The 19197-nt window shown below is 47.5% G+C and carries 20 protein-coding genes; 8 read left to right on the forward strand and 12 right to left on the reverse strand.

Annotated features, from left to right (window positions below):
- Positions 1-104 precede the first annotated feature (104 nt).
- Positions 105-332 carry a hypothetical protein gene (locus OH458_RS08100; protein ID WP_269977923.1) on the forward strand — a complete coding sequence of 76 codons (228 nt, stop codon included), beginning with the start codon at positions 105-107 and terminating at the stop codon, positions 330-332.
- Between the two features lie 94 nt (positions 333-426).
- On the forward strand, positions 427-639 hold the full coding sequence (locus OH458_RS08105; RefSeq protein WP_038212745.1) for a hypothetical protein: 213 nt from the start codon (positions 427-429) through the stop codon (positions 637-639).
- A gap of 60 nt (positions 640-699) precedes the next feature.
- On the opposite strand, the gene OH458_RS08110 is transcribed toward OH458_RS08105, so the two are convergent.
- Both OH458_RS08110 and OH458_RS08115 read right to left on the reverse strand, forming a co-directional pair.
- The gene (locus OH458_RS08110) at positions 700-1578 is read right to left on the reverse strand and encodes a 6-pyruvoyl trahydropterin synthase family protein (RefSeq protein WP_269977924.1); all 879 of its coding nucleotides are present in this window, start codon (positions 1576-1578) and stop codon (positions 700-702) included.
- A gap of 283 nt (positions 1579-1861) precedes the next feature.
- Positions 1862-2686, reverse strand: a complete 825-nt coding sequence (locus OH458_RS08115) for an AraC family transcriptional regulator (protein WP_269977925.1) — start codon at positions 2684-2686, stop codon at positions 1862-1864.
- A gap of 109 nt (positions 2687-2795) precedes the next feature.
- Between OH458_RS08115 and OH458_RS08120 the strand changes: the two genes are divergently transcribed.
- Entirely contained in the window at positions 2796-3272 is a 477-nt protein-coding gene (locus tag OH458_RS08120) for a YHS domain-containing (seleno)protein (RefSeq protein ID WP_269977926.1), read from the forward strand.
- Between the two features lie 122 nt (positions 3273-3394).
- On the opposite strand, the gene OH458_RS08125 is transcribed toward OH458_RS08120, so the two are convergent.
- On the reverse strand, positions 3395-4309 hold the full coding sequence (locus OH458_RS08125; RefSeq protein ID WP_269977927.1) for an NAD(P)H-binding protein: 915 nt from the start codon (positions 4307-4309) through the stop codon (positions 3395-3397).
- A gap of 83 nt (positions 4310-4392) precedes the next feature.
- Between OH458_RS08125 and OH458_RS08130 the strand changes: the two genes are divergently transcribed.
- The gene (locus OH458_RS08130; RefSeq protein ID WP_269977928.1) at positions 4393-5286 is read left to right on the forward strand and encodes a LysR family transcriptional regulator; all 894 of its coding nucleotides are present in this window, start codon (positions 4393-4395) and stop codon (positions 5284-5286) included.
- 57 nt (positions 5287-5343) lie between these two features.
- Here the strand turns inward: OH458_RS08130 and OH458_RS08135 are convergent, their stop codons facing one another.
- Positions 5344-5739, reverse strand: a complete 396-nt coding sequence (locus OH458_RS08135) for a hypothetical protein (RefSeq protein WP_269977929.1) — start codon at positions 5737-5739, stop codon at positions 5344-5346.
- A gap of 198 nt (positions 5740-5937) precedes the next feature.
- Between OH458_RS08135 and OH458_RS22140 the strand changes: the two genes are divergently transcribed.
- Positions 5938-6183, forward strand: coding sequence for a hypothetical protein (locus tag OH458_RS22140; RefSeq protein WP_443088502.1), 246 nt, complete (start codon positions 5938-5940; stop codon positions 6181-6183).
- A 31-nt stretch (positions 6184-6214) separates the two neighbouring features.
- On the opposite strand, the gene OH458_RS08145 is transcribed toward OH458_RS22140, so the two are convergent.
- The 8 genes from OH458_RS08145 to OH458_RS08180 all read right to left on the reverse strand — a co-directional run bounded on the left by OH458_RS08145 (position 6215) and on the right by OH458_RS08180 (position 15326).
- Complete coding sequence (locus tag OH458_RS08145) at positions 6215-7252, reverse strand: GGDEF domain-containing protein (RefSeq protein ID WP_269977930.1); 1038 nt, start codon at positions 7250-7252, stop codon at positions 6215-6217.
- Positions 7253-7398: 146 nt separating this feature from the next.
- Positions 7399-7887: a PaaI family thioesterase gene (locus OH458_RS08150; protein WP_269977931.1), complete on the reverse strand. Its 489-nt coding sequence runs from the start codon at positions 7885-7887 to the stop codon at positions 7399-7401.
- A gap of 138 nt (positions 7888-8025) precedes the next feature.
- Positions 8026-8757: a DUF3726 domain-containing protein gene (locus OH458_RS08155; RefSeq protein WP_269977932.1), complete on the reverse strand. Its 732-nt coding sequence runs from the start codon at positions 8755-8757 to the stop codon at positions 8026-8028.
- The gene (locus OH458_RS08160; RefSeq protein ID WP_269977933.1) at positions 8754-10490 is read right to left on the reverse strand and encodes a hypothetical protein; all 1737 of its coding nucleotides are present in this window, start codon (positions 10488-10490) and stop codon (positions 8754-8756) included. The genes OH458_RS08155 and OH458_RS08160 overlap by 4 nt, the downstream gene beginning before the upstream one ends.
- A 93-nt stretch (positions 10491-10583) precedes the next feature.
- The gene (locus OH458_RS08165; RefSeq protein ID WP_269977934.1) at positions 10584-12191 is read right to left on the reverse strand and encodes a BCCT family transporter; all 1608 of its coding nucleotides are present in this window, start codon (positions 12189-12191) and stop codon (positions 10584-10586) included.
- A gap of 139 nt (positions 12192-12330) precedes the next feature.
- Positions 12331-13320 (reverse strand): membrane dipeptidase, encoded by a 990-nt coding sequence (locus OH458_RS08170; protein ID WP_269977935.1) that lies wholly within the window; start codon positions 13318-13320, stop codon positions 12331-12333.
- An 80-nt stretch (positions 13321-13400) separates the two neighbouring features.
- Complete coding sequence (locus tag OH458_RS08175) at positions 13401-14861, reverse strand: aldehyde dehydrogenase family protein (protein ID WP_126572532.1); 1461 nt, start codon at positions 14859-14861, stop codon at positions 13401-13403.
- Between the two features lie 66 nt (positions 14862-14927).
- Positions 14928-15326 carry a RidA family protein gene (locus OH458_RS08180; protein WP_126572533.1) on the reverse strand — a complete coding sequence of 133 codons (399 nt, stop codon included), beginning with the start codon at positions 15324-15326 and terminating at the stop codon, positions 14928-14930.
- A gap of 155 nt (positions 15327-15481) precedes the next feature.
- Here OH458_RS08180 and OH458_RS08185 point away from each other — a divergent pair, with 155 nt between their 5' ends.
- The 3 genes from OH458_RS08185 (at position 15482) to OH458_RS08195 (ending at position 19155) form a co-directional block, all read left to right on the forward strand.
- Positions 15482-16369, forward strand: a complete 888-nt coding sequence (locus OH458_RS08185; protein ID WP_269977936.1) for a LysR family transcriptional regulator — start codon at positions 15482-15484, stop codon at positions 16367-16369.
- A gap of 67 nt (positions 16370-16436) precedes the next feature.
- Positions 16437-16781 (forward strand): rhodanese-like domain-containing protein, encoded by a 345-nt coding sequence (locus OH458_RS08190; RefSeq protein WP_269977937.1) that lies wholly within the window; start codon positions 16437-16439, stop codon positions 16779-16781.
- A 226-nt stretch (positions 16782-17007) separates the two neighbouring features.
- On the forward strand, positions 17008-19155 hold the full coding sequence (locus OH458_RS08195; RefSeq protein WP_269977938.1) for a prolyl oligopeptidase family serine peptidase: 2148 nt from the start codon (positions 17008-17010) through the stop codon (positions 19153-19155).
- The last annotated feature ends 42 nt before the right edge of the window (positions 19156-19197 follow it).

The following is a 19197-nucleotide window of genomic DNA, read 5'->3' on the forward strand; positions in this document are numbered from 1 at the left end:
GAAAGCCACAACAAGTTTCCTCGTAGCTGTGACCTTACTTAATATAAGCTCAGCAATTATTTGCTAGCTTACGTATAAATCAAGGTAATAAAGTTGGATGCCGAATGCTGACAAATAATGAAACGCAATATTGCTCGCACTGTGATATGAGCACCAATCACGTTGTGGTACTCGTCCGAGATGAGCCCAAAGCAAATAAAATCAAAGACTTTTTCAGCGGCTTTATTAAGAGCTCTGCAGTGGGCGCATTTGAAGCGACAATGGATGACTTCTCACGGCATAGCATCTGCGAAAAGTGTGGTAAGAAGACCATCAATGACAACCTTACCTAACAATGATGTGGCAGAGAAACATGTCACCTTATATTCCCTTCGCTAGTTAGCTCTTGGAAAAAAGACTTTGAAGTACTCTTATGGCCCAGATGATATGGGCGCTTTTTGCTGCAACTGTAAGACAGTCACTCAGCATAAATACCATGCGTTTAGTCAAGAGCAACCTGCCAATGAAACCGCGACCCGAGGCTTTTTGTCCGGCTTGTTTTACGCTATCGCCAGTGCGTTAATGGAAGGAGCAGCAAGTGGTGATTACAAATGTACCAAGTGCGGTACCTATCTCAACACGCCTGACTATCTTGATTAAAAAAGGGTAAGTGACGAATCACTTACCCTTTTCAGTATTTTTTGTATCAATCAATAGAACTTAACGAAAAGCCATTGCACCTTTACCAACACCTTCATAAGCGATGATTTGCAAAGATTGCCCGGCGTCTAAAGTCGGTTTTACCTGATCAGCGATATAGCCTGCAAGCAGTTCAACGGTTGTATCTGTCGGCAGAATCTCGGTTTCGCTCTTCGCAATGGCTAACTCAAACTCGCCTTGAGGCGCGGTATAGCGAAAACCATAATGACTCTCATCAGTAATGGCGCTGGCGTTATCACTTAGATTCAGCGCATCCAGCGTCACTACGTCCTCTTCTGAACCTAAATAGATGTCTTCCCAACGCTGGGCAAACGCCGCTTCTCGCTCACTGTCACGTTGACCATCCACCAAAATTTCTACTGGCGAGCGGTGACCGTGGGCAATACGCTGGCAGTTACCATCGTGCTTTTTCAGACCATGGGTATAGTGATAAAACGCCCCGTCGATATTCTCATGGCGTAGAGTAATCTCGATACCAGTCACGTTGCTTGGTAGGTTGTCACGAAGGATCTCATACACATGCTTGGTAATGCTCTCGATTGTAATCTTGTCAGAGTCAATCAAGCAGTAGGCTTCATTTGGGCAATGAAGGTGAAGGCTTTTCTCTCCGCGCAGTACATCGAGCGTTGCATAGCCCGCTTTGCTTGGTTGGTACACAATGGCTGTGCTTTGCATCGGCACAAGCAGACGGTGATCGACAAATTCGTCCACCAGATGCTTGATCTGCTTTTTAACGCGACCAAAATCCAGCACCATACTCATCTCATTAAGTTCACCAGACATGGTGACGTCTAAAATCCAACTATCTCCTACGACCCCTCTGGTTTCACAGATGTATGAAGAATCGATAACGGTAAGATCTCTTACAAATAGGTTCAAGTTGAACTCCTTACTACTTAATGAGATACGGGAGGCTGATTAAATGTTCAGCAGGCACTTCGTCTCATTGATTAGGTTGAATGAATTAGGAGCGGCAGGATGGAACAACGCTTTCGCAAAGTCCACCTTTTTCATGCCACTCACTCAAAGTAAACGTTTAAATGGCGTAGTTTTCCATTGATCAAACTTTAGCAGTAACATAACCCTGCGAGCCGAAATGGAATAAAGCACAGCGCAACTCGCCAAATATAGCAGAAAGCCCCCATCCCAAAAAGCAAGCACACTAGCCCGCTCTGTCTTGTAACCATTGTCTGGGCGACACACCACAAACCTGCTGAAACGCTCGCGCAAAACCCGAGTAGCTACTGTACCCCACTTCATCGGCCACCCAGTTGAGAGGCTTACTTTGTAGCAGCAAGGACTGAGCCACCGAGATTCGCCATTTCTGAACGTACTCCCCTGGCGTCTCTCCAACCGCTTGTTTAAATGTCTCCGTAAACTGACTGCGAGACATCGCGGCTAATGCAGCCATCTCTGCAATTTGAAAATGACGAGCAGGAAGCTGATGCACTGCACTCACGACCGGCTCTAGACGCGGATGCGCCAATGCGGAAAACAGCCCTCGTTCTATTTTTTGTGCCTCAATAAGATAGCGGAAGATCAGCGCCATCAGTGTATCGCTCAATGTATCCATTAAAAACTGCTGACCTACGCTCGCGCTGTCTGACTCTGTAAACAGCATATTGACAACCGACGTTAAACTCGGCGCAGACTCAAAGGGAATAACGATCAACTCCGGTAACGCAGACAACAAGGGGTTCATTTTCCCCGCTCGATACTCCACATTGGCGCAGACCAACTCTACACCTTCTCCAGCCGCTTCAATCGTGTGGGGGGCACTATTCGGCAGATAAATGACACAAGGCTGGGTAAAGAGCTGGGCTTTCCCCTCGCCGTTAACCAGTTTTAAGTGACCCGCGTTCAATACATGCAAATGGCCCTGATTAATACTGCGATCTTTAAATGAGGAGATGCCGCACAGACGCCCCGAATGAAACACGCCTGTGCGTATTGAAAAGTGTTCCATCAACTGAGAAAGCAAATCCATGTAACCTCCGGACGATTCGCGCAGTTTTTCGGTTTTTAGTCCCTCTACAGACCGGAGAGGTCGGCTAATTTATTCATCAGAGATAACTCATACAGACAAGGAGCTTGTTATGTCTCACACCAAATCGACCGGAAAAAAATTGACGCTGATGACAGCGTTGCTTGGCACTAGCTTTTCACTGATGGCGGCAGACATCGACATGAGCGTAGACGCGAACGATCTTGCCATTAAAGGCTATGACCCTGTCGCTTACTTCACCGAAGAAGGCGCTGTTCAGGGTAAACCACAATTTACCGCGACATACAAAAATGCCATTTACCATTTCGCGAGTAGTGAAAACCGAGATCAGTTTAAAGCCGATCCACAAGCGTATGCACCGCAATACGGTGGCTACTGTGCATTTGGCGTAGCAATGGGTAAGAAGTTTGAAACAGACCCACAAGCGTGGAAAGTGGAAGATGGAAAACTCTATTTAAATCTTGATAAAAGCGTCCAGAAACGCTGGTTAGAAGATACCCAAGGCTTCATTCAAGATGCCGACAACAACTGGCCGACCATTAAAACGGTCTCGGCAGATAAGTTGTAATTCGGCTCCCACTGCCTTTCTCCCCTTTCCTCCCACGGAAACGCTGGCGCTTTTCCGTGGGCTTTTTGATTACGCTGTGAAAGCCTACTTATGACGTGGTAAGTGAATACAGTTTGTGCCTATTACCCCGTTTGTAGCGTAAGTAATATCTCGGAAAGCGGTGTAGACTGGAAATTCTCACCAAGCGCCTTTCTCATCTTTTTGCCACTCAGAATAACCGGTTGTTGCCACAAATATCGCATCTTAACCACTTCGCCAATTACCGGCTTAAACAGGCCAATGGCTTTTAGCAACCACCAAGAAAAGCGCGTTGTTTTGAGCAACTGACCATTGGCGAGAAAAGCCTGCTGCCAATCCTCTTGACTCAGTGTTAATCCTTCGTCATGCCAGACTTCAAAACGCGATTGTGGGAGCAACATCAGCTTCGCAGTATTTGCGCAAAAGTCAGGAAGATAACACCAGAAATGCACGTGCTGCTCATCATGAGGAAACTGCATCGTAGCGCTATCCTGTTTTTGCTTTAAGATGGCATCGAGCCAGCCGAGCTGTGTCTTTGGCCCGATGTAATCCCCAGCCCGCACAATGGTAATACTTGCTCCTTGCTGACTCGCTAAACGAAGCCTTTGCTCCATGTTCACGCGGATAACGCCTTTCTCAGTAACAGGAGACATCGAGGCATCCTCTGTGATTGGCTCAGAACTGGGGGCGAAATTGTATACGTTGCCAGGAAACAGCAAGCGCAGACTGCGCTTTTCCGCAACACGAACCGATGGTTCTAGCAGCCTAAGCGCATCTTGTGGCCAACGGTCATAAGTGGGATTAACGCCGTAAACAATCAAATCAACGCCAGCCGCCGCTTGCTCAACAGCCTTCTCATCACTGGCATCACCCACCCAAACATTCTCTGACGAGACCCAATTTGGCGCTTTCGATTTATCTCGGACTAACGCTCGTATTTGCCAGTTTTCCTCATGCAAGGCCATCGCCATCTGCGCGCCAAAATTACCAGATATTCCTAAAATCAGTGCAGTTTTCATCTTGTTCCCTCCAGTCGATAACACTATTCTAAGATTCACCTGAGAATAATGAAGCCGTATTAACTACTAGTGGATATGCAAAAATGAATAGCAATTGGCAATGGTGGCACTACTTTCTGGCGATCGCCGAACACGGCAGTCTTAGCCAAGCTGCAGTCTGGTTAGACGTCTCTCAGCCCACCTTGAGCAGGCAATTGCAGCTTATGGAAAAGCGCCTTGGACAACCCCTATTCGATCGCAGCACGCAAGGCCTAACACTGACTGGATTTGGCGAAAGCTTATTGGAAGAATGCCGTAACATGCAGGCGAGCGCAGAGCGTTTAGCGCGTCTTGCGGCAGGGCAAGCAACATCACTCAATGGTCGAATTCGACTGGCGGCAAACGAACTGATTGCGCTGCATTATCTGCCTAAGATTTTGCCTCTTTTCATGGATTCCTACCCAGAAGTGTCACTCGAAGTGGAAGTCAGTAATCAAGTCAGCAGTCTGGATAAGCGTGATGCGGACGTGGCGATTAGAATGTTTCCACCCACACAGCAAGATTTAATCTGTCGACGTCTGTTTGACATCCCTTTAGGCTTTTTCGCAAGCAGCGACTATTTGCGTGTCAATGGCGCGCCAGATACCGCTCCAGCGCTGTTTCAACACCGAATTATCGGCTACGACCGAGATCGACAATTTGAGAAAGGTGGGCAAGAGTTGGGTTGGCAAATCCGCAATGAACAATTTCTCTTTCGCACCGATTTTATGCCAATGCACCTTGAATTAGCCCGAAATCACGGCGGTATTGTGGTCTCGCATAAACACTTGTGTGAAGCGTTCGGCTTGCAAGAGATCAAGGTTGGCATCGACATCCCCAAACTCCCCTTATACCTAGCGTGTCACCGAGACGTTCAACACAATAAGAAAATTCGTGTACTGATGGACTTTTTAGCTGAGCATCTACCAAAAACTTATCGAGAGACTCACAACAGCTAGCCTAATTTTAAGAGCGAAAACCGCTCAAGCTAGAGAACGGCAATCATGGAAAGGTCGCTACTTGACGTAGTCTTCAGGAAGCAGAGCCTCTCCCTGACTTTCGGCCAGGTACATCAAGGCATCAATCACTCGCAACGGCGTTAAGAGCGTCTCGTCGTTACAGTCTTCAAGTTCAAAAGCAAGGTAGAGGTTATTACTCTCAACCTTGAGGAACAAATTGCCTTGCGGTGCGCGTTCTTGTGAGAGAGCAAACACGCCGACACCAACAAAGTGTGAACAACTGCGGTTACTGGTCGCGTAAATATCACACCGGAGCTTATGGGAGAGCGTTAGAAAATCAAGCGCTAAATTGAGTTGTTCATCCGAGACACTGTCCACTTCAATCATCTGCGTTTCCTTGCAGAAACGCTCCAAATAGCGCAGCATATCGTCGATATTGTTGTTAAATAGCATGGTTTATTGCCCGTCGTGTTGAGTTCGCAATTGTACCGCGAATGCCGACCATAACAATATTCATGTGCAAGCCCCCCCCTTCAATCGCAATCGTACCTATTGAAAAATTAGCACCCGCTTACGTTAAAAAAATCTGTTATATTCGCTTATCACTCAATATGACAGAGAGCGATATCCAGCGCGACAATAAGGATACCTATGAGCAATCAAGATTTATCTCGAATGGGTGCAGCCAGAGTCTCTATTGAGATGATTGACGGCGTCGAGTGCATCCGAAAACGTGGCGCTTCTGAAGTGGAAATCAACCTTTATCAAACCGCCGCTCCACATCTGACTGGCGTAAACATTCTAGTCAGCCGCGACAACTCCGATAAAGAAAAATACATCACTTGGTATCGCAACCACATACCCGATTGGCTTGATCGGGTCAGTCATGTGTTGTGATTTCACCCCATATGTTCGGCGAAATGTAAACCTATTCCGCAAAACGATAACAGTTTTTGCCTGACGTTTTGGCTTGATAGAGCGCTTCATCAGCACGACGAAACGTTGCTGTTTGACTCGTATCCTGATGGAGTGCTAATCCACAACTGATCGTTACTGGGTGCCCTAAACCAAAATCATTGCCCTCTACCGCAGCATGAATTGCCCGCACGTAACGCTCAACCAGCGCGCAATCCTCCACTTCAAATGCGATCAAAAACTCTTCACCACCCCATCGACCGACTTGACCTACGGAGTCGATCTGCTGCTCTAAAATACGGGCAGTTTGGACTAAAACTTGATCGCCAACGTCATGGCCATAATCATCATTGATGCGCTTAAAATCGTCCACGTCGATGATGGCTACCCAACGCACCTTTTTCGGCTCAAGGAGCAAAGCCTCCATATGGCGACGATTAAACAGCTGCGTTAACATGTCGGTGTGCGACAGAATTTGCAATTGTCGATTCGATTCCCGAAGCAAAGCCATGGTTTTTCGTCGGCCAGAGTCATAAAAATAGGCTATCGAGAATAGAAACAAGTACACGATGCTCAGATGAATAAAACTGATCGTGTCAAAAGGAATTGGTGGCCAGTTATGCATATCAATTAAGCAAATGTATGCGACAACCGCAAAGTTGACCAAGCTGTATGCGGACCCTATTTTGTAACCCAATACAAACACGGCAACAACCGGTGTTAAAAAAGCAAAGGCCAGCGCAAACTCGTTGTGCCCTGAGCTGACAATAAATAACAAACTCACCGATGTCATGACCGAGACCATAATGGTTGCGGCAATTTTGACACTTCGATTGCGCCACAACCAGAAATAAGCCATCAAGCACAATCCCAAACCCGTTATCTCAATCGCCGCCAACAGAAGGCTAGGGATATAGAAGATATTGTATAGAGCAAGCAATCCCAATATGGCAGACAATACCGTCAAAGCTGAGAAGACAAATAAGCTCTCTCGGTAGCTTTCATCCGTGCGGCTTATCCCAAGCCACTTTTCAAATCCGTTGTTAAGCACTGCAGTTCACGTCGCTCTCATTTTCGATACAGCTAATATAACTGACGGTCTAATGAGCGTCACCTTAAAAACAAAATTGTCGCTATATCCATTTGAGTTGAATGAAATTGTGTGGCAAACCGCACCAAATAATGGTTCAAATCTAATTACTTAGTAAATAAAGAAGACTCAAACCACGAATTCGGAACTCTTACCGCCACCACATTAGCGCGGCAACAGACTTGCGATTGCGAGTAGAGTTCGCATTCTATAGTGATCTTCTTCTCTGAGGCCTTTAAAACTCGAGCCATAAGTTGAACGGGATGATGAATAGAAACGGGTTTTAAGAAAGAAACCTCAAGGCTGCCTGTCGCATACCAAACTGGGTCACCAACGCCCACCTTTTGCCCCTGGAACTCGTAACCTTTCGCGATCGCCATACAAACACAATGACAGTCAATAATGGTGGAAATGACCCCACCGTTTAGAAAGTGGGTGGGGCCAGCACAATGATGATGAGAGGGAGTAAAACTGCAGTTTGCTTCGCTGTCAGATTGCCAATAACTTTTGATTTGCAAGCCCTGCTCGTTCAAAGTTCCGCAGCCATAACAATGGTTATTAGGGATCTGATCTTGAATCGCTATCTGTTGCTGCATAACACCACCTATAGTCAGAGTTCTCTACTGACTATAGTCTGCAAATGCTGGTATGTTATTGCTTTAGAATGCACTTTTTGTTTCCAAGCCACAAAAAAGAGGCTGCACAAGGCAGCCTCTTCAAACCATTAAGTGCAGCTAAACCAGCTCACCCGCTCCTTGGATTGAGCGAGCGCTGTTTTCAACTAGGAACACAGTTGCTGTTTGCTTAAGCATTTCCCACTCACTGTCCTCAACAAAAATCCCCTCTTGCCAAGAGCTCTGTTGTGCGCGGCTTAGCTCTGCACTATCAATGTGAATCGCATAGCCTTCCGAGCTCTCGGCAACATCAAAATCTTGTGTCGCAAGCTCGATAGTCATGGAATGGAAATCGCTGTGATCGCTTGCTAATTGATCAGAGAAGAAAACCTCTGGCGCCACACAGCCACGGTTAAGTATGTATAAGGCGCGCTTCGGACTAGTTCCATTCACCCACTGCGCCCGGCAAGCTATGCCTTTCGCCGCCAATCGCACCAGCTCACTGTATGCTAACCAGCGGTTATGGCACTGCTTAAGCGTGATAGTGACCGCTTTGGATTCGACCATATTCTCTAAGGCAAAATCCAACACAGCTGGAAGATGACAAGCAACACTACCGCCATGAAAGTCGACCTCAAAACGACCCGGCTTGTGATTCTGAATCGAAACCGCACAGTCTGAATCTAGGCTAAGAAACTGGCTGGCATTGTTAAAATGCCTAACACCATTGAGCCCAACCATCTGGAGATCAGCAACCATATTAGCTATCACATCCGCTTCACCACAATGGCGACGCATACCCAAAAAGGCTTTGTTGACCGCTGCAACCAGTTCATTGTGAGACACGATCATGATGCAACCCCTCCATTGATTGTCTGATTATCGCTTTGGGCCACTTCTTGTCCACTAGGCATAATTGGGAAAATCCACGTATCGCAGTAGTTAGGGTCGTTAATCTCTTCGAGTAACGGCGCGCCTTGAAAGAAAGTTACTCGCACCCAACGGTCAGATCTAGGATCAAACTTGGTTGCACCAAACACCGCCAGTTTACAGCGAAGCAGATGCATAGGCAGCGCATCTTGGCGCAACACATTCATTTGGATGTCACCCATTTCTCTGCAACCTAGCGTCCAAACACGACGCGTAATCGCACGATATTGAGGGTGCTGGAGTAAGAACTCCGCCACACTCATCTCTTGTGGGCATTGAGTCAGTGCCAAGTAGAGACGATTCGCTTGTCGGCCAATATCTAATGGTAGCTCTCGCTCTTCACCGATTTCCTCACCGCGTACACCGAGTCTTGGCTCTTCTTTATCTTGTGAGCGATACCAGAACCAGTAGTTGTTCTCACTTAGCGAGTAATCGGCCTCTATCGCCCACTGATATTTTTGCTTCATCAAGCTAACTAGCTCTTCAACCTTCTTGCCACTAGGGATCGCAAGCGTTTCACTGGTGTTCATTTGATTTTCATACTTATCCACCAGCGTCGGATAAAGCTCAAGCAAGCATGAAGTCAGGATTTCTTGGGCTTCCAAACTCATGGTATCTGCTTGCTTGAGAAATGCGTTCCAGTTTGGCTCACAAGTCATGACTTGCGGCAAGCGCTCAATCAAACGCTCAATATCGATAAGCGCTTGTTGATTTAGATGATCTTGATGTTCATTGATGGTAGTAACCTGCTCTAAGTGATGCATGGCTTTGACCAACAACGCACTCAGAGGTTGCTCAAACTGCATATCACAAGGCATGGCTAGCACTTCAGCCACGGCGCGCTCTCTTGATGTCATCCACTGATCGACAATGCATGGATGATTAATAAGATAAGGAGCCATACCTAAACCTGTCGCATTGCCTACACCGAGGTAACGCTGCAAGCCTTTGTGCAACACAATCGCTTTATCACCACCTTGCTGCTCAGCTAAGTAATGCACCCAGTCTAGGCTGAACTCACGCAGTATATAGACTGCGCACATTTGAGCACTAAATGACTGGTTGAAGTCCGGGTTATCTTCTAGCAACTTAAAATCAGCAATGCCAAATTTACCGTTTCCGTAAACCGCGGTAGTACGCAGGATATAGCCCACTTCAGCCAGCTCTTTAGGCTGAGGTTGCTCACCTTTCGCCAACGCTCTGACAATATGCTCAAACACGCGAACACTCTTATTGGCACGAGCTAAAACCAACACATTATTTGGGTTACGACCGGCTTCTTGTAGCGGCACATTCGCTCTTAACTGTTCGAGTAGCGTAACGTCAACATCACCTTTAACTAAGGCAAACGTCACATCCCATTTTTCAGCAATAACGCGATCATTGCGCTCTTCGTCGGCGATCTCATCGCAAAATACCACTAAATGATAAACGTGATTTGGTGTCGCCAGTTTGTAGATCACGTGGCCAAAACCGCGTGGACACAGTTGCCAGTCATGCTTAGTGACTTGCCACTCTTGCTGAGCCATTTTACGAATCAAACTGCGCACAAAGCTGATTCGGTTTTGGTGCATTGCACCTAGCCTGTCAGGAGCCATGACGAGAGCGGCATTGCGCAGCTGGGTTTCAGTGTAATTAGAACGATGTGCATCCATTTTGCTCACCACCTATTTTTTATAGTAAGAATAATTGGAGCTTGTGCAGGTATAGGGGAATGTCCTACACAAGCTCATCGTTATTGGATTTGTTTATAAACCTTGCTCTTTAGCCATCTTGATTGCGATTTGCGGAGCGTTCCAAAGCGACGGCAGCAAAATCAGCGACACCGGAACGGCAGTTATCACAATGAAAGATTGCAGGGCTGAGATGCCACCAGAACCTAAAGAGATAAGGATTAACGCTGTAATACCCATTGCCACACCCCAGAAGGTACGAACAATTGCATTCGGCTCGGTTTCACCACTGACCACCACACTGATGGTGTAGGTCATCGAGTCACCTGTGGTCACAATGAAAATCGTGGTGAGAATCAAGAATAAAATCGAAACCAGCATCGGCAGAGGCAACTGCTGAGTAACCGCCAGTAATGCACCTGGCAAATTAAACCCTTCAAAGGCTTTACTCACACTGCCCGGTTCAGCAATTTCAAACGCAAGACCAGAGCCACCAACAATCGTGAACCAGAAACAGGTGGTTAACGGCGCAACAATACTAATGGTAGAGATGATTTGGCGAATGCTGCGACCACGAGAGATACGGGCAATAAAGATAGCCATCATTGGTCCATAGCCTAAGAACCAGCCCCAGAAAAATACAGTCCACCAGCTCAACCAACCTTCATCACCGCGGTAAGTCGCCATTGGGATGAAGTTATCTAACATGCTGCCGACACCTTGAATGTAGCCATTGAAGATAAAGTCAGTTGGACCAAATAGCAGGATATAAATCATCAGAGCAATCGCTAGGATCACGTTGTAGCGACTGAGCATCTGCATGCCACGGTTTAAGCCACTCAGCGCAGAAAGAGTGTAAAGAGCAATCGCAAATAGAATGATGATCAGCTGAGTGGTAAAACCATCAGGAATATCAAACAAAACGTTTAACGCGTAGCTAACCTGCAAGCCTAAGAAACCAATTGGGCCAATGGTGCCCGCCGCAACCGCGATAATACAACACGCATCAATCAGTGCGCCGGTATGGCCTTTGAGCGCTCTTTCACCCAATACTGGATAAAGCAGAATACGCGGTTTCAGTGGTAAGCCTTTGTCATAATGTAGATGCATCACAACAATCGACGTTAAGCTGCCGACAATCGCCCAAGCAAGGAAGCCCCAGTGCATAAAGGATTGTGATAGTGCGTTGACCGCCCCTTGTTGCGGGTTGTCTTGCGCGCCATACAGAGGTGGTGGGCTAACGTAGTGAGCAATTGGCTCTGCCGCCGCCCAGAACACCCCGCCACCGGCCAGTAGCGTACAGAAGATAATTGCCATCCAACGGAAGCTGTCCATTTCAGGCTGAGTTGTGCCACCTAAAATCACTTTGCCTGTTCGCCCTGCCGCTAAACCCAGACCAATAAGAAAAGTGAGAAGAAGTAGGATTTGCCAGTAAGGCCCAAAGACCTCCACCGACCAACCAAAACCGGCATTCACGACAGAAGAGAGTAACTCGCCATCGTAGAGCGCTAAGGCAACAAATAGCGCGATAAAGCCACCGCTATACCAAAGTGCAGGATTACTTAACCCCAATTTATCCGGTGAATTTTCAACACTAGTGTTGGATGATTGTTGTGTTGCTTTCGATTGACCCGACGACACGTTCATCGTGGTCTCTTTCATGCTATTGGTTAGATCAGACATACTCTGACTCCAGAACTGTTTTGCAGCAGCCGACAACTCGCAGCAAAATTGAATTAACACCTACCTTGTAGTTTTTTTATAAGCAGGCTTTTCCATGTTTAGGGCGTTACGTAATGCATTGTTTTGGCTTAATGCACTGTTATGAAATGGGCTCAAGACCTTCTTGTAGGAAGTTAAACCAATTTCCACCCAGTATTTGTCCCGCCTCAGGTTCACTGAACCCATGACGAATTAATCCGTTGTAGATATTTTCCATCCCCTTGCTGCCACTGAACCATGGCAAAGCGTCTGGCCAGCCAGAATTGCTTGCTGAACCTTCACCGTAATCCATCGCTTTCGACCAGCGGCCATTGCGCATCCATTCCAACACTTGTTGTGGTTGGTTAAGGCATAGGTCACTACCAATACCCAGATGTTCAACCCCAAATAGGTCTGCGGTTTTCGCCACCATTTGGCAAAAATCCTCAAGGCTACACTGGCTACCATTCGGTAGATGGAATGGGTACAAGCTAAAGCCAATCAAACCACCGCGCTGGGTAAGCGCCTGAATGACCGTATTGGATTTATTACGTAGCGCATCATGAGCAAACGTAGGGTTGGCATGACTGATACAGATAGGGCGAGAAGAGAGATCAATCGCTTCAAGTGTTGAACGCTCGGCGCTGTGGGACATATCGATGATCATGCCAACACGGTTCATCTCTTCGATCGCTTGCTTACCAAACCGAGTCACACCTGAGTCGTTTTGCTCGTAACAGCCCGTCGCAAGTAAGCTCTGGTTGTTGTAAGTCAGCTGCATGATCAGTAAACCTTGGCGGCGCATTACTTCGATTAGGCCAATTTCATCATCAATCGGAGAGCAGTTTTGCGCGCCAAAGAAGACACCCACTTTGCCCTGCGCTTTGGCTGTCTCGACATCCGCCATCGAATAGATTGGCATGATTAGATCGGCGTTTTGCTCAAAGCGTAAGTTCCACTCCGCAAATCGAGTCAGTGTTTCACGCGCGTTTTCGTGATAGACAATCGTTGCGTGAACCGCAGTGATCCCACTCGCTTTCAAGGTTTGAAAATACTCACGATCCCAATTGCAGTACTGCAGTCCATCGATCACAATCCGTTCTTGATACATAACCACTCCTTAATCTTTCCCTGTCCTTTTCATCGCTTCTTATCGAGTCGGGAGCAGAACGGCTCTGCTCCCTCATCCTGTTAGTAAGGACGTTGGTAAGCAGTTTTCACCACGGTATAGAACTCTTTCGCGTACTGACCTTGCTCACGTGGACCAAAGCTAGATTCTTTACGTCCACCAAATGGAACGTGGTAATCCGTCCCTGCGGTTGGTAGGTTGACCATCACACAGCCCGTCTGAGCTTGCTGTTTGAAGATGGCACTGTTGCGTAGGCTTTGGGTGATAATGCCGCCCGTTAGGCCAAAGCGAGTATCATTAACCACGCTAATCGCTTCATCGAGATCAGCGACTCGAATCACGCTCGCCATTGGCGCAAACACTTCTTCTTGGTTCACTTCCCAGCTATTTTGCGTATTCAGGAACAGGGTTGGCGACATGTAGTAACCGTCATGTTCAAGGTTCAAACGCTCACCACCAAATGCCAGTTCGGCGCCGCTTTGACGAGCTTTCTCAATCCATGCAAAGTTGGCATCTAGCTGATTACCGTCAACCACAGGCCCCATGAAGATACCCTCTTCAAGGGCATGGCCCACTTTTAGCTCGCTCATACGTTTGATCAGTGCTTCAACGTAGGCATCGTGAATGCCATCCATAACCACTAAACGAGAAGAAGCAGTACATTTTTGACCTGCACCAGAAAACGAACCAGCAATGGTCGCTTCAACCGCAATTTGGATATCTGCATCATCGGCAACCACTAGCGCGTTCTTACTGCCCATTTCGAGTTGGCAACGAACAAAGTTTGGCGCTGTTGCTGCCGCCACTTTACGACCGGTATCCACAGAGCCCGTAAAGCTCACGCCATTAACCTGCTTGGAATTGATTAGAGTGTTACCCACTTGAGAGCCGCTACCCAGGACAAGGTTGAATGTACCTGCAGGCAGGCCTTGGCGGTGAATGATTTCAGTTAATGCAACCGCACTTGCTGGGGTTAAGTTGGCTGGTTTCCACACGACGCTGTTACCAAACGCTAGCGCTGGTGCAATCTTCCAAGCAGCGGTGGCTGTCGGGAAATTCCAAGGGGAGATAATGGCGATAACGCCAACAGCTTCGCGAGTCACTTCAACGGAGACTCCTGGACGGACAGACGCTGCGTTATCACCAATTTGACGTAGCACTTCTGCTGCAAAGTATTGAAAGAACTGACCTGCGCGATAGATCTCACCGCGACCTTCAGCAAAAGGCTTACCTTCTTCACGCGATAGTAGCGTACCAAGCTCATCACAGCGGGCAATCAGCTCATCACCAATCGCTTGCAGCACCGCTTGCTTACGCTCGATTGGGGTCTTTTCCCACTCTGGCTGTGCTTGCTTAGCCGCTTGAATCGCTTGCTCTACCTGAGATTGGCTTGCTTGAGCAAAATTGCCCAGATTTTCGCTGATATCCGATGGGTTGATGTTAGCGATGGTATCGACACCCGCTTGCCACTCACCGCCAATGTATAGGGCCTTTTCTGCTTGAACGTTATTTATAAAAGTCATTGCTCTTTCCTTGTTCTGTTCTGACTGACAACATCAATCAGCTTCGATTCTTATCGTTAGTTGTTATTACTCTGGCTGGCTTGCTGAGGCATAAACTACAAACTCGACCAACATCTCCTCACGCGCTAGACCCGCGACGACCATAGCGGCGCGGTTTGGGTATGGCGCTTCAAAGTACTCGGCATACACTTCATTAACCGTTTTTAGATATTCGCGGTCGGTGACATAAATCAGCACTTGCAGCACTGAGTCCAGAGACTCACCCGCACACTCCAAGGTGTGTACTAGATTGTTAAAGGTTTGGCGTGTTTGCGCTTCAATTCCGCCTTCAACAACAGCGCCTGTATCATCAATTGGGATTTGCGCCGTGTACAAAGTGCCATTACTGACAACTGCCCATTCAAGCGGCGCTTTAGAGGCAAATAGAGCAGTTTTCACTGGGTGTTTTTTTGTTGGAGTATTCACGTGCCTTTCAACCTTTGTAACAACTTTGTTTCAAGATGGTTAAATCATGCACATTGACACTTGATAAATCTAACGGTAAATTTTTTACATTCGATAAGTTTTTTTTATCACTCTGAATGACATCAGAGAAATAAAGGGATTGAAACGGTGGTCAGATGAGTATCAAGCTTCAACAATTAATGCATTTTGTGATGGTGGTAGAAGAAGGCGGTTTTCGAGCCGCGTCACACCGAGCGAATCGCTCTCAGGCAGCCTTATCAACATCAATCAAAGAGCTGGAAAAGATCCTCGGGCAACCACTATTTGAAGCCGGTAACAAAGCAAAGCTGACCCCATTTGGCGAAATATGCCTGCCGAAAATCATCCAGTTTCTCAATATCTATAATGCACTCGACAACGATCTAAGAGCTGCCGCCGCTGGGCAACAAGGGCGTGTAAGAATTGCGAGCGTGCCTTCGGTGGCGGCCAAACTTATCCCTAGTGTACTGGGCGCATTCAGTGAGCAATACCCTAATGTAGAAGTGAGCCTTATTGATGATAACGCCGCGGGAGTTGAAGAAAGGCTGCTTTCCGGTGAAGTAGATTTGGCGCTTGGTAATCCATCCCACCTCGATGAAGGTGGAATAAACTTCACCTCGCTTCTCTCAGATCCCATTGGTGTGGTTTGCCTTAAAGATAATCCTATCGCCCAGCAGCCCGAGGGGGTTGAATGGCAAACATTGCTTGAGCAGCCATTTATTCGCAATGGCACTTGTACGCTACTAGACCCTACTCCTGCCAGAGCGCTCAGTGAGCAAGCCCTATATTCAGTCGAAAACATTACCTCACTGTTTTCGGTCTTAGAGCTTGGGATTGGCGTGACCACTTTGCCTAAACTTGCCTTTCCAACCAATGAAACCCGCTTGGTTTGGATACCCTTGATCGACCCACCGTTAGAAAGACAGATTGGTATTTTCACTTTGAGTGACCGCACTATATCGCCCCAAGCTCAAGCCTTTCACGATTTATGCATCAAGTATCTCCATTACGACAAAGCAATGTGAATCTTATCCCAGCAACGGCGCGCCAAATCGTTATCCTTTATTCAGCGCATCAACAAGGAAATGAATCATGAAAAAGTGGCTAATCGTATTCTTCATTTCGGCAGCACTTCTCACCTCGCCTGTATTCGCATCAGAGCGGGCTGATATCGGTTGGGAGTGGATTGAACAAGGCGCAGTAGTTGTCGATGTACGCACGCCTCAAGAATTTGCCGCTGGTCACTTAGACAACGCCAAGAACTACCCGCTGTCAGAGCTGGACAAACACTTTGCCAACATCGACAAAGATACCCAGATTGTACTGTATTGCCGCAGTGGTAATCGCTCTGGTCAAGCCTTCCGTTATCTTCAATCACAAGGCTTTACCAACCTTCACAACGCGGGCGGTTTGGTGGAAATGCAGCAAGCCAAATAAGACGTATGATGTAAGCGAGTAAGCACCTACTCATTGCGTTGCTTACTCAATTCTTTGTAAAACAGGAGGTCGATACATTTAGATACCTAATCGGTCAATGTTCTCGTTGTTTTTTCGGCTTTTTTCACAGAGTCCAGAGAACTTCACCATACAATTCGCCTCTGAGCAGTGAAATGTAGTAGAGTCTCATTCCTATTTATAAAATCCATCAGCAAAAGGAAAGGCTATGCATTTAAAGGCCTTAGCTCTGGCGACCTACGTCTTACTCGGCGGAAGCATACCAACCGCACTTGCCAATCAAACCGAACAACAACAGGTACAGCAGATGACAATACAATATCCGAACACCAAAACAGTGGACGTGGTGGACGAATACTTTGGCACTCCCGTCAAAGATCCTTACCGTTGGTTGGAAGACGACCGCAGCGCAGAGACCGCGGGCTGGGTTGAAGCTCAGAACAAAGTCACCAACGACTATCTCGGCCAAATTCCGTTTCGCGACCAAATCGAGAAACGCCTTACCCAGTTGATGGATTACGAAAAAGTGGGCAGCCCTTTCAAAGAAGGGAAATACACCTACTTCTACAAAAATGATGGTCTTCAGAATCAAGATGTTCTGTATCGCCAGCTTGGCGACGGCGAGCCTGAAGTCTTCCTTGACCCAAATACGTTTAGCGAAGAAGGCACAACCTCGCTGGGTGGAACAAGTTTTTCTAAAGACGGCTCTCTGTTCGCGTACAGCATATCTGAGGGCGGCAGTGACTGGCGCAAAGTGATTGTGCTCGACACAGAAACCAAACAACAGATTGGCGAGACCTTGGTTGATGTCAAGTTCAGCGGCATTAGCTGGCTCAACAACGAAGGTTTTTACTACTCAAGTTACGACAAACCAGAAGGCAGTGAGCTATCGGCAAAAACCGATCAACACAAGCTCTACTTCCACAAACTGGGCACCAAGCAAAGTGAAGATACGCTTGTATTCGGTGGTACAGAGCAAGAGAAACATCGCTACGTGGCAGGATACACCACAGAAGATGGTCGCTACTTGGTGATTGGTGCGATGGAATCGACGTCGGGCAACAAACTCTACGTGAAAGACTTAACCAAGCCAAACAGCAAGCTCGTTACCGTGTTGGACCATACCGATTCAGACACTTGGATCATCGACTCGCAAGGTGACACCCTATACGTCGAGACCAACCTCGCCGCACCAAATATGCGTGTTGCGAAGTTCAACCTTGCCAATCCACAACCTGAGCAGTGGCAAGACGTGATCGCAGAAACCAAGCACGTGCTCAACGTCTCCACCGCAGGCGGCAATTTGTTTGCGCAATACATGGTAGATGCGACTTCACAAGTCAAACAATACGACATGGATGGCAAATTCATTCGCGATATTGCTCTACCTGACATCGGTAGCGCTCATGGCTTTGGCGCTAAAGAGCACGAAAGCGAGCTTTACTACACCTTTACCAACTACAAGATGCCGGGCACAACCTACAAGCTGAACATCAAAACGGGCGATAGCAGCGTTTATCATGAGTCAGCGGCGCCATTCGACTCCGATCTGTTTGAGTCTAAGCAAGTCTTCTATACCTCGAAAGATGGCACCAAAGTACCGATGATTTTGACCTACAAGAAAGGCATCAAACTCAATGGCACAGCGCCAACCATTCTGTATGGCTACGGCGGCTTTAACGTCAGCTTAACCCCTGGCTTTAGCCCAAGCCGCGCAGCGTGGTTAGAGCTTGGCGGTATCTACGCGGTAGCCAACCTTCGCGGTGGCGGCGAGTATGGTAAAGCGTGGCACAATGCGGGCACACAGCTACAGAAGCAAAACGTATTTGATGATTTCATTGCCGCAGCAGAGTACCTGATTGATGAAAAATACACTTCGTCAGACAAACTCGCCATTCACGGTGGTTCCAATGGCGGACTCCTCGTTGGCGCCGCAATGACGCAGCGTCCAGAGCTGTTCAAAGTGGCTCTACCAGCGGTGGGGGTACTCGATATGCTTCGCTACCATACGTTTACCGCAGGTGCTGGCTGGGCGTATGACTACGGCACCGCCGATCAAAACAAAGAAATGTTCGAGTATTTGAAAAACTACTCGCCTGTGCACAACGTGAAAGCGGGGGTTGAATACCCTGCAACAATGATTACCACCGGTGATCACGATGACCGCGTCGTACCAGCCCACTCTTATAAGTTTGCCGCAGAATTGCAATCCAAGCAGTTTGGTCAGCAACCTAGGTTGATTCGAATCGAAACCGACGCTGGCCATGGTGCGGGCACCCCGACCAGCAAAGTGATCGACCTTTATGCCGATATGTACAGCTTTACCCTGTTTAATATGGGGGTGAAAGCGATTTAACTAGCTAGAGAGCCTAAAGGCACTGCGTTTCTGCAGTGCCTT

It is taken from the genome of Vibrio sp. MarTm2, from assembly GCF_027587055.1.
Taxonomy (GTDB): domain Bacteria; phylum Pseudomonadota; class Gammaproteobacteria; order Enterobacterales; family Vibrionaceae; genus Vibrio; species Vibrio sinaloensis_D.

Bases quoted from the DNA above. Each gene is read 5' to 3' on its own strand.
- OH458_RS08100 (WP_269977923.1), top strand. From the start codon at position 105: ATGCTGACAAATAATGAAACGCAATATTGCTCGCACTGTGATATGAGC.
- OH458_RS08105 (WP_038212745.1), top strand. From the start codon at position 427: ATGGGCGCTTTTTGCTGCAACTGTAAGACAGTCACTCAGCATAAATAC.
- OH458_RS08115 (WP_269977925.1), bottom strand. From the start codon at position 2,686: ATGGATTTGCTTTCTCAGTTGATGGAACACTTTTCAATACGCACAGGC.
- OH458_RS08120 (WP_269977926.1), top strand. From the start codon at position 2,796: ATGTCTCACACCAAATCGACCGGAAAAAAATTGACGCTGATGACAGCG.
- OH458_RS08125 (WP_269977927.1), bottom strand. From the start codon at position 4,309: ATGAAAACTGCACTGATTTTAGGAATATCTGGTAATTTTGGCGCGCAG.
- OH458_RS08130 (WP_269977928.1), top strand. From the start codon at position 4,393: ATGAATAGCAATTGGCAATGGTGGCACTACTTTCTGGCGATCGCCGAA.
- OH458_RS08135 (WP_269977929.1), bottom strand. From the start codon at position 5,739: ATGCTATTTAACAACAATATCGACGATATGCTGCGCTATTTGGAGCGT.
- OH458_RS22140 (WP_443088502.1), top strand. From the start codon at position 5,938: ATGAGCAATCAAGATTTATCTCGAATGGGTGCAGCCAGAGTCTCTATT.
- OH458_RS08150 (WP_269977931.1), bottom strand. From the start codon at position 7,887: ATGCAGCAACAGATAGCGATTCAAGATCAGATCCCTAATAACCATTGT.
- OH458_RS08155 (WP_269977932.1), bottom strand. From the start codon at position 8,757: ATGATCGTGTCTCACAATGAACTGGTTGCAGCGGTCAACAAAGCCTTT.
- OH458_RS08160 (WP_269977933.1), bottom strand. From the start codon at position 10,490: ATGGATGCACATCGTTCTAATTACACTGAAACCCAGCTGCGCAATGCC.
- OH458_RS08165 (WP_269977934.1), bottom strand. From the start codon at position 12,191: ATGTCTGATCTAACCAATAGCATGAAAGAGACCACGATGAACGTGTCG.
- OH458_RS08170 (WP_269977935.1), bottom strand. From the start codon at position 13,320: ATGTATCAAGAACGGATTGTGATCGATGGACTGCAGTACTGCAATTGG.
- OH458_RS08175 (WP_126572532.1), bottom strand. From the start codon at position 14,861: ATGACTTTTATAAATAACGTTCAAGCAGAAAAGGCCCTATACATTGGC.
- OH458_RS08185 (WP_269977936.1), top strand. From the start codon at position 15,482: ATGAGTATCAAGCTTCAACAATTAATGCATTTTGTGATGGTGGTAGAA.
- OH458_RS08190 (WP_269977937.1), top strand. From the start codon at position 16,437: ATGAAAAAGTGGCTAATCGTATTCTTCATTTCGGCAGCACTTCTCACC.
- OH458_RS08195 (WP_269977938.1), top strand. From the start codon at position 17,008: ATGCATTTAAAGGCCTTAGCTCTGGCGACCTACGTCTTACTCGGCGGA.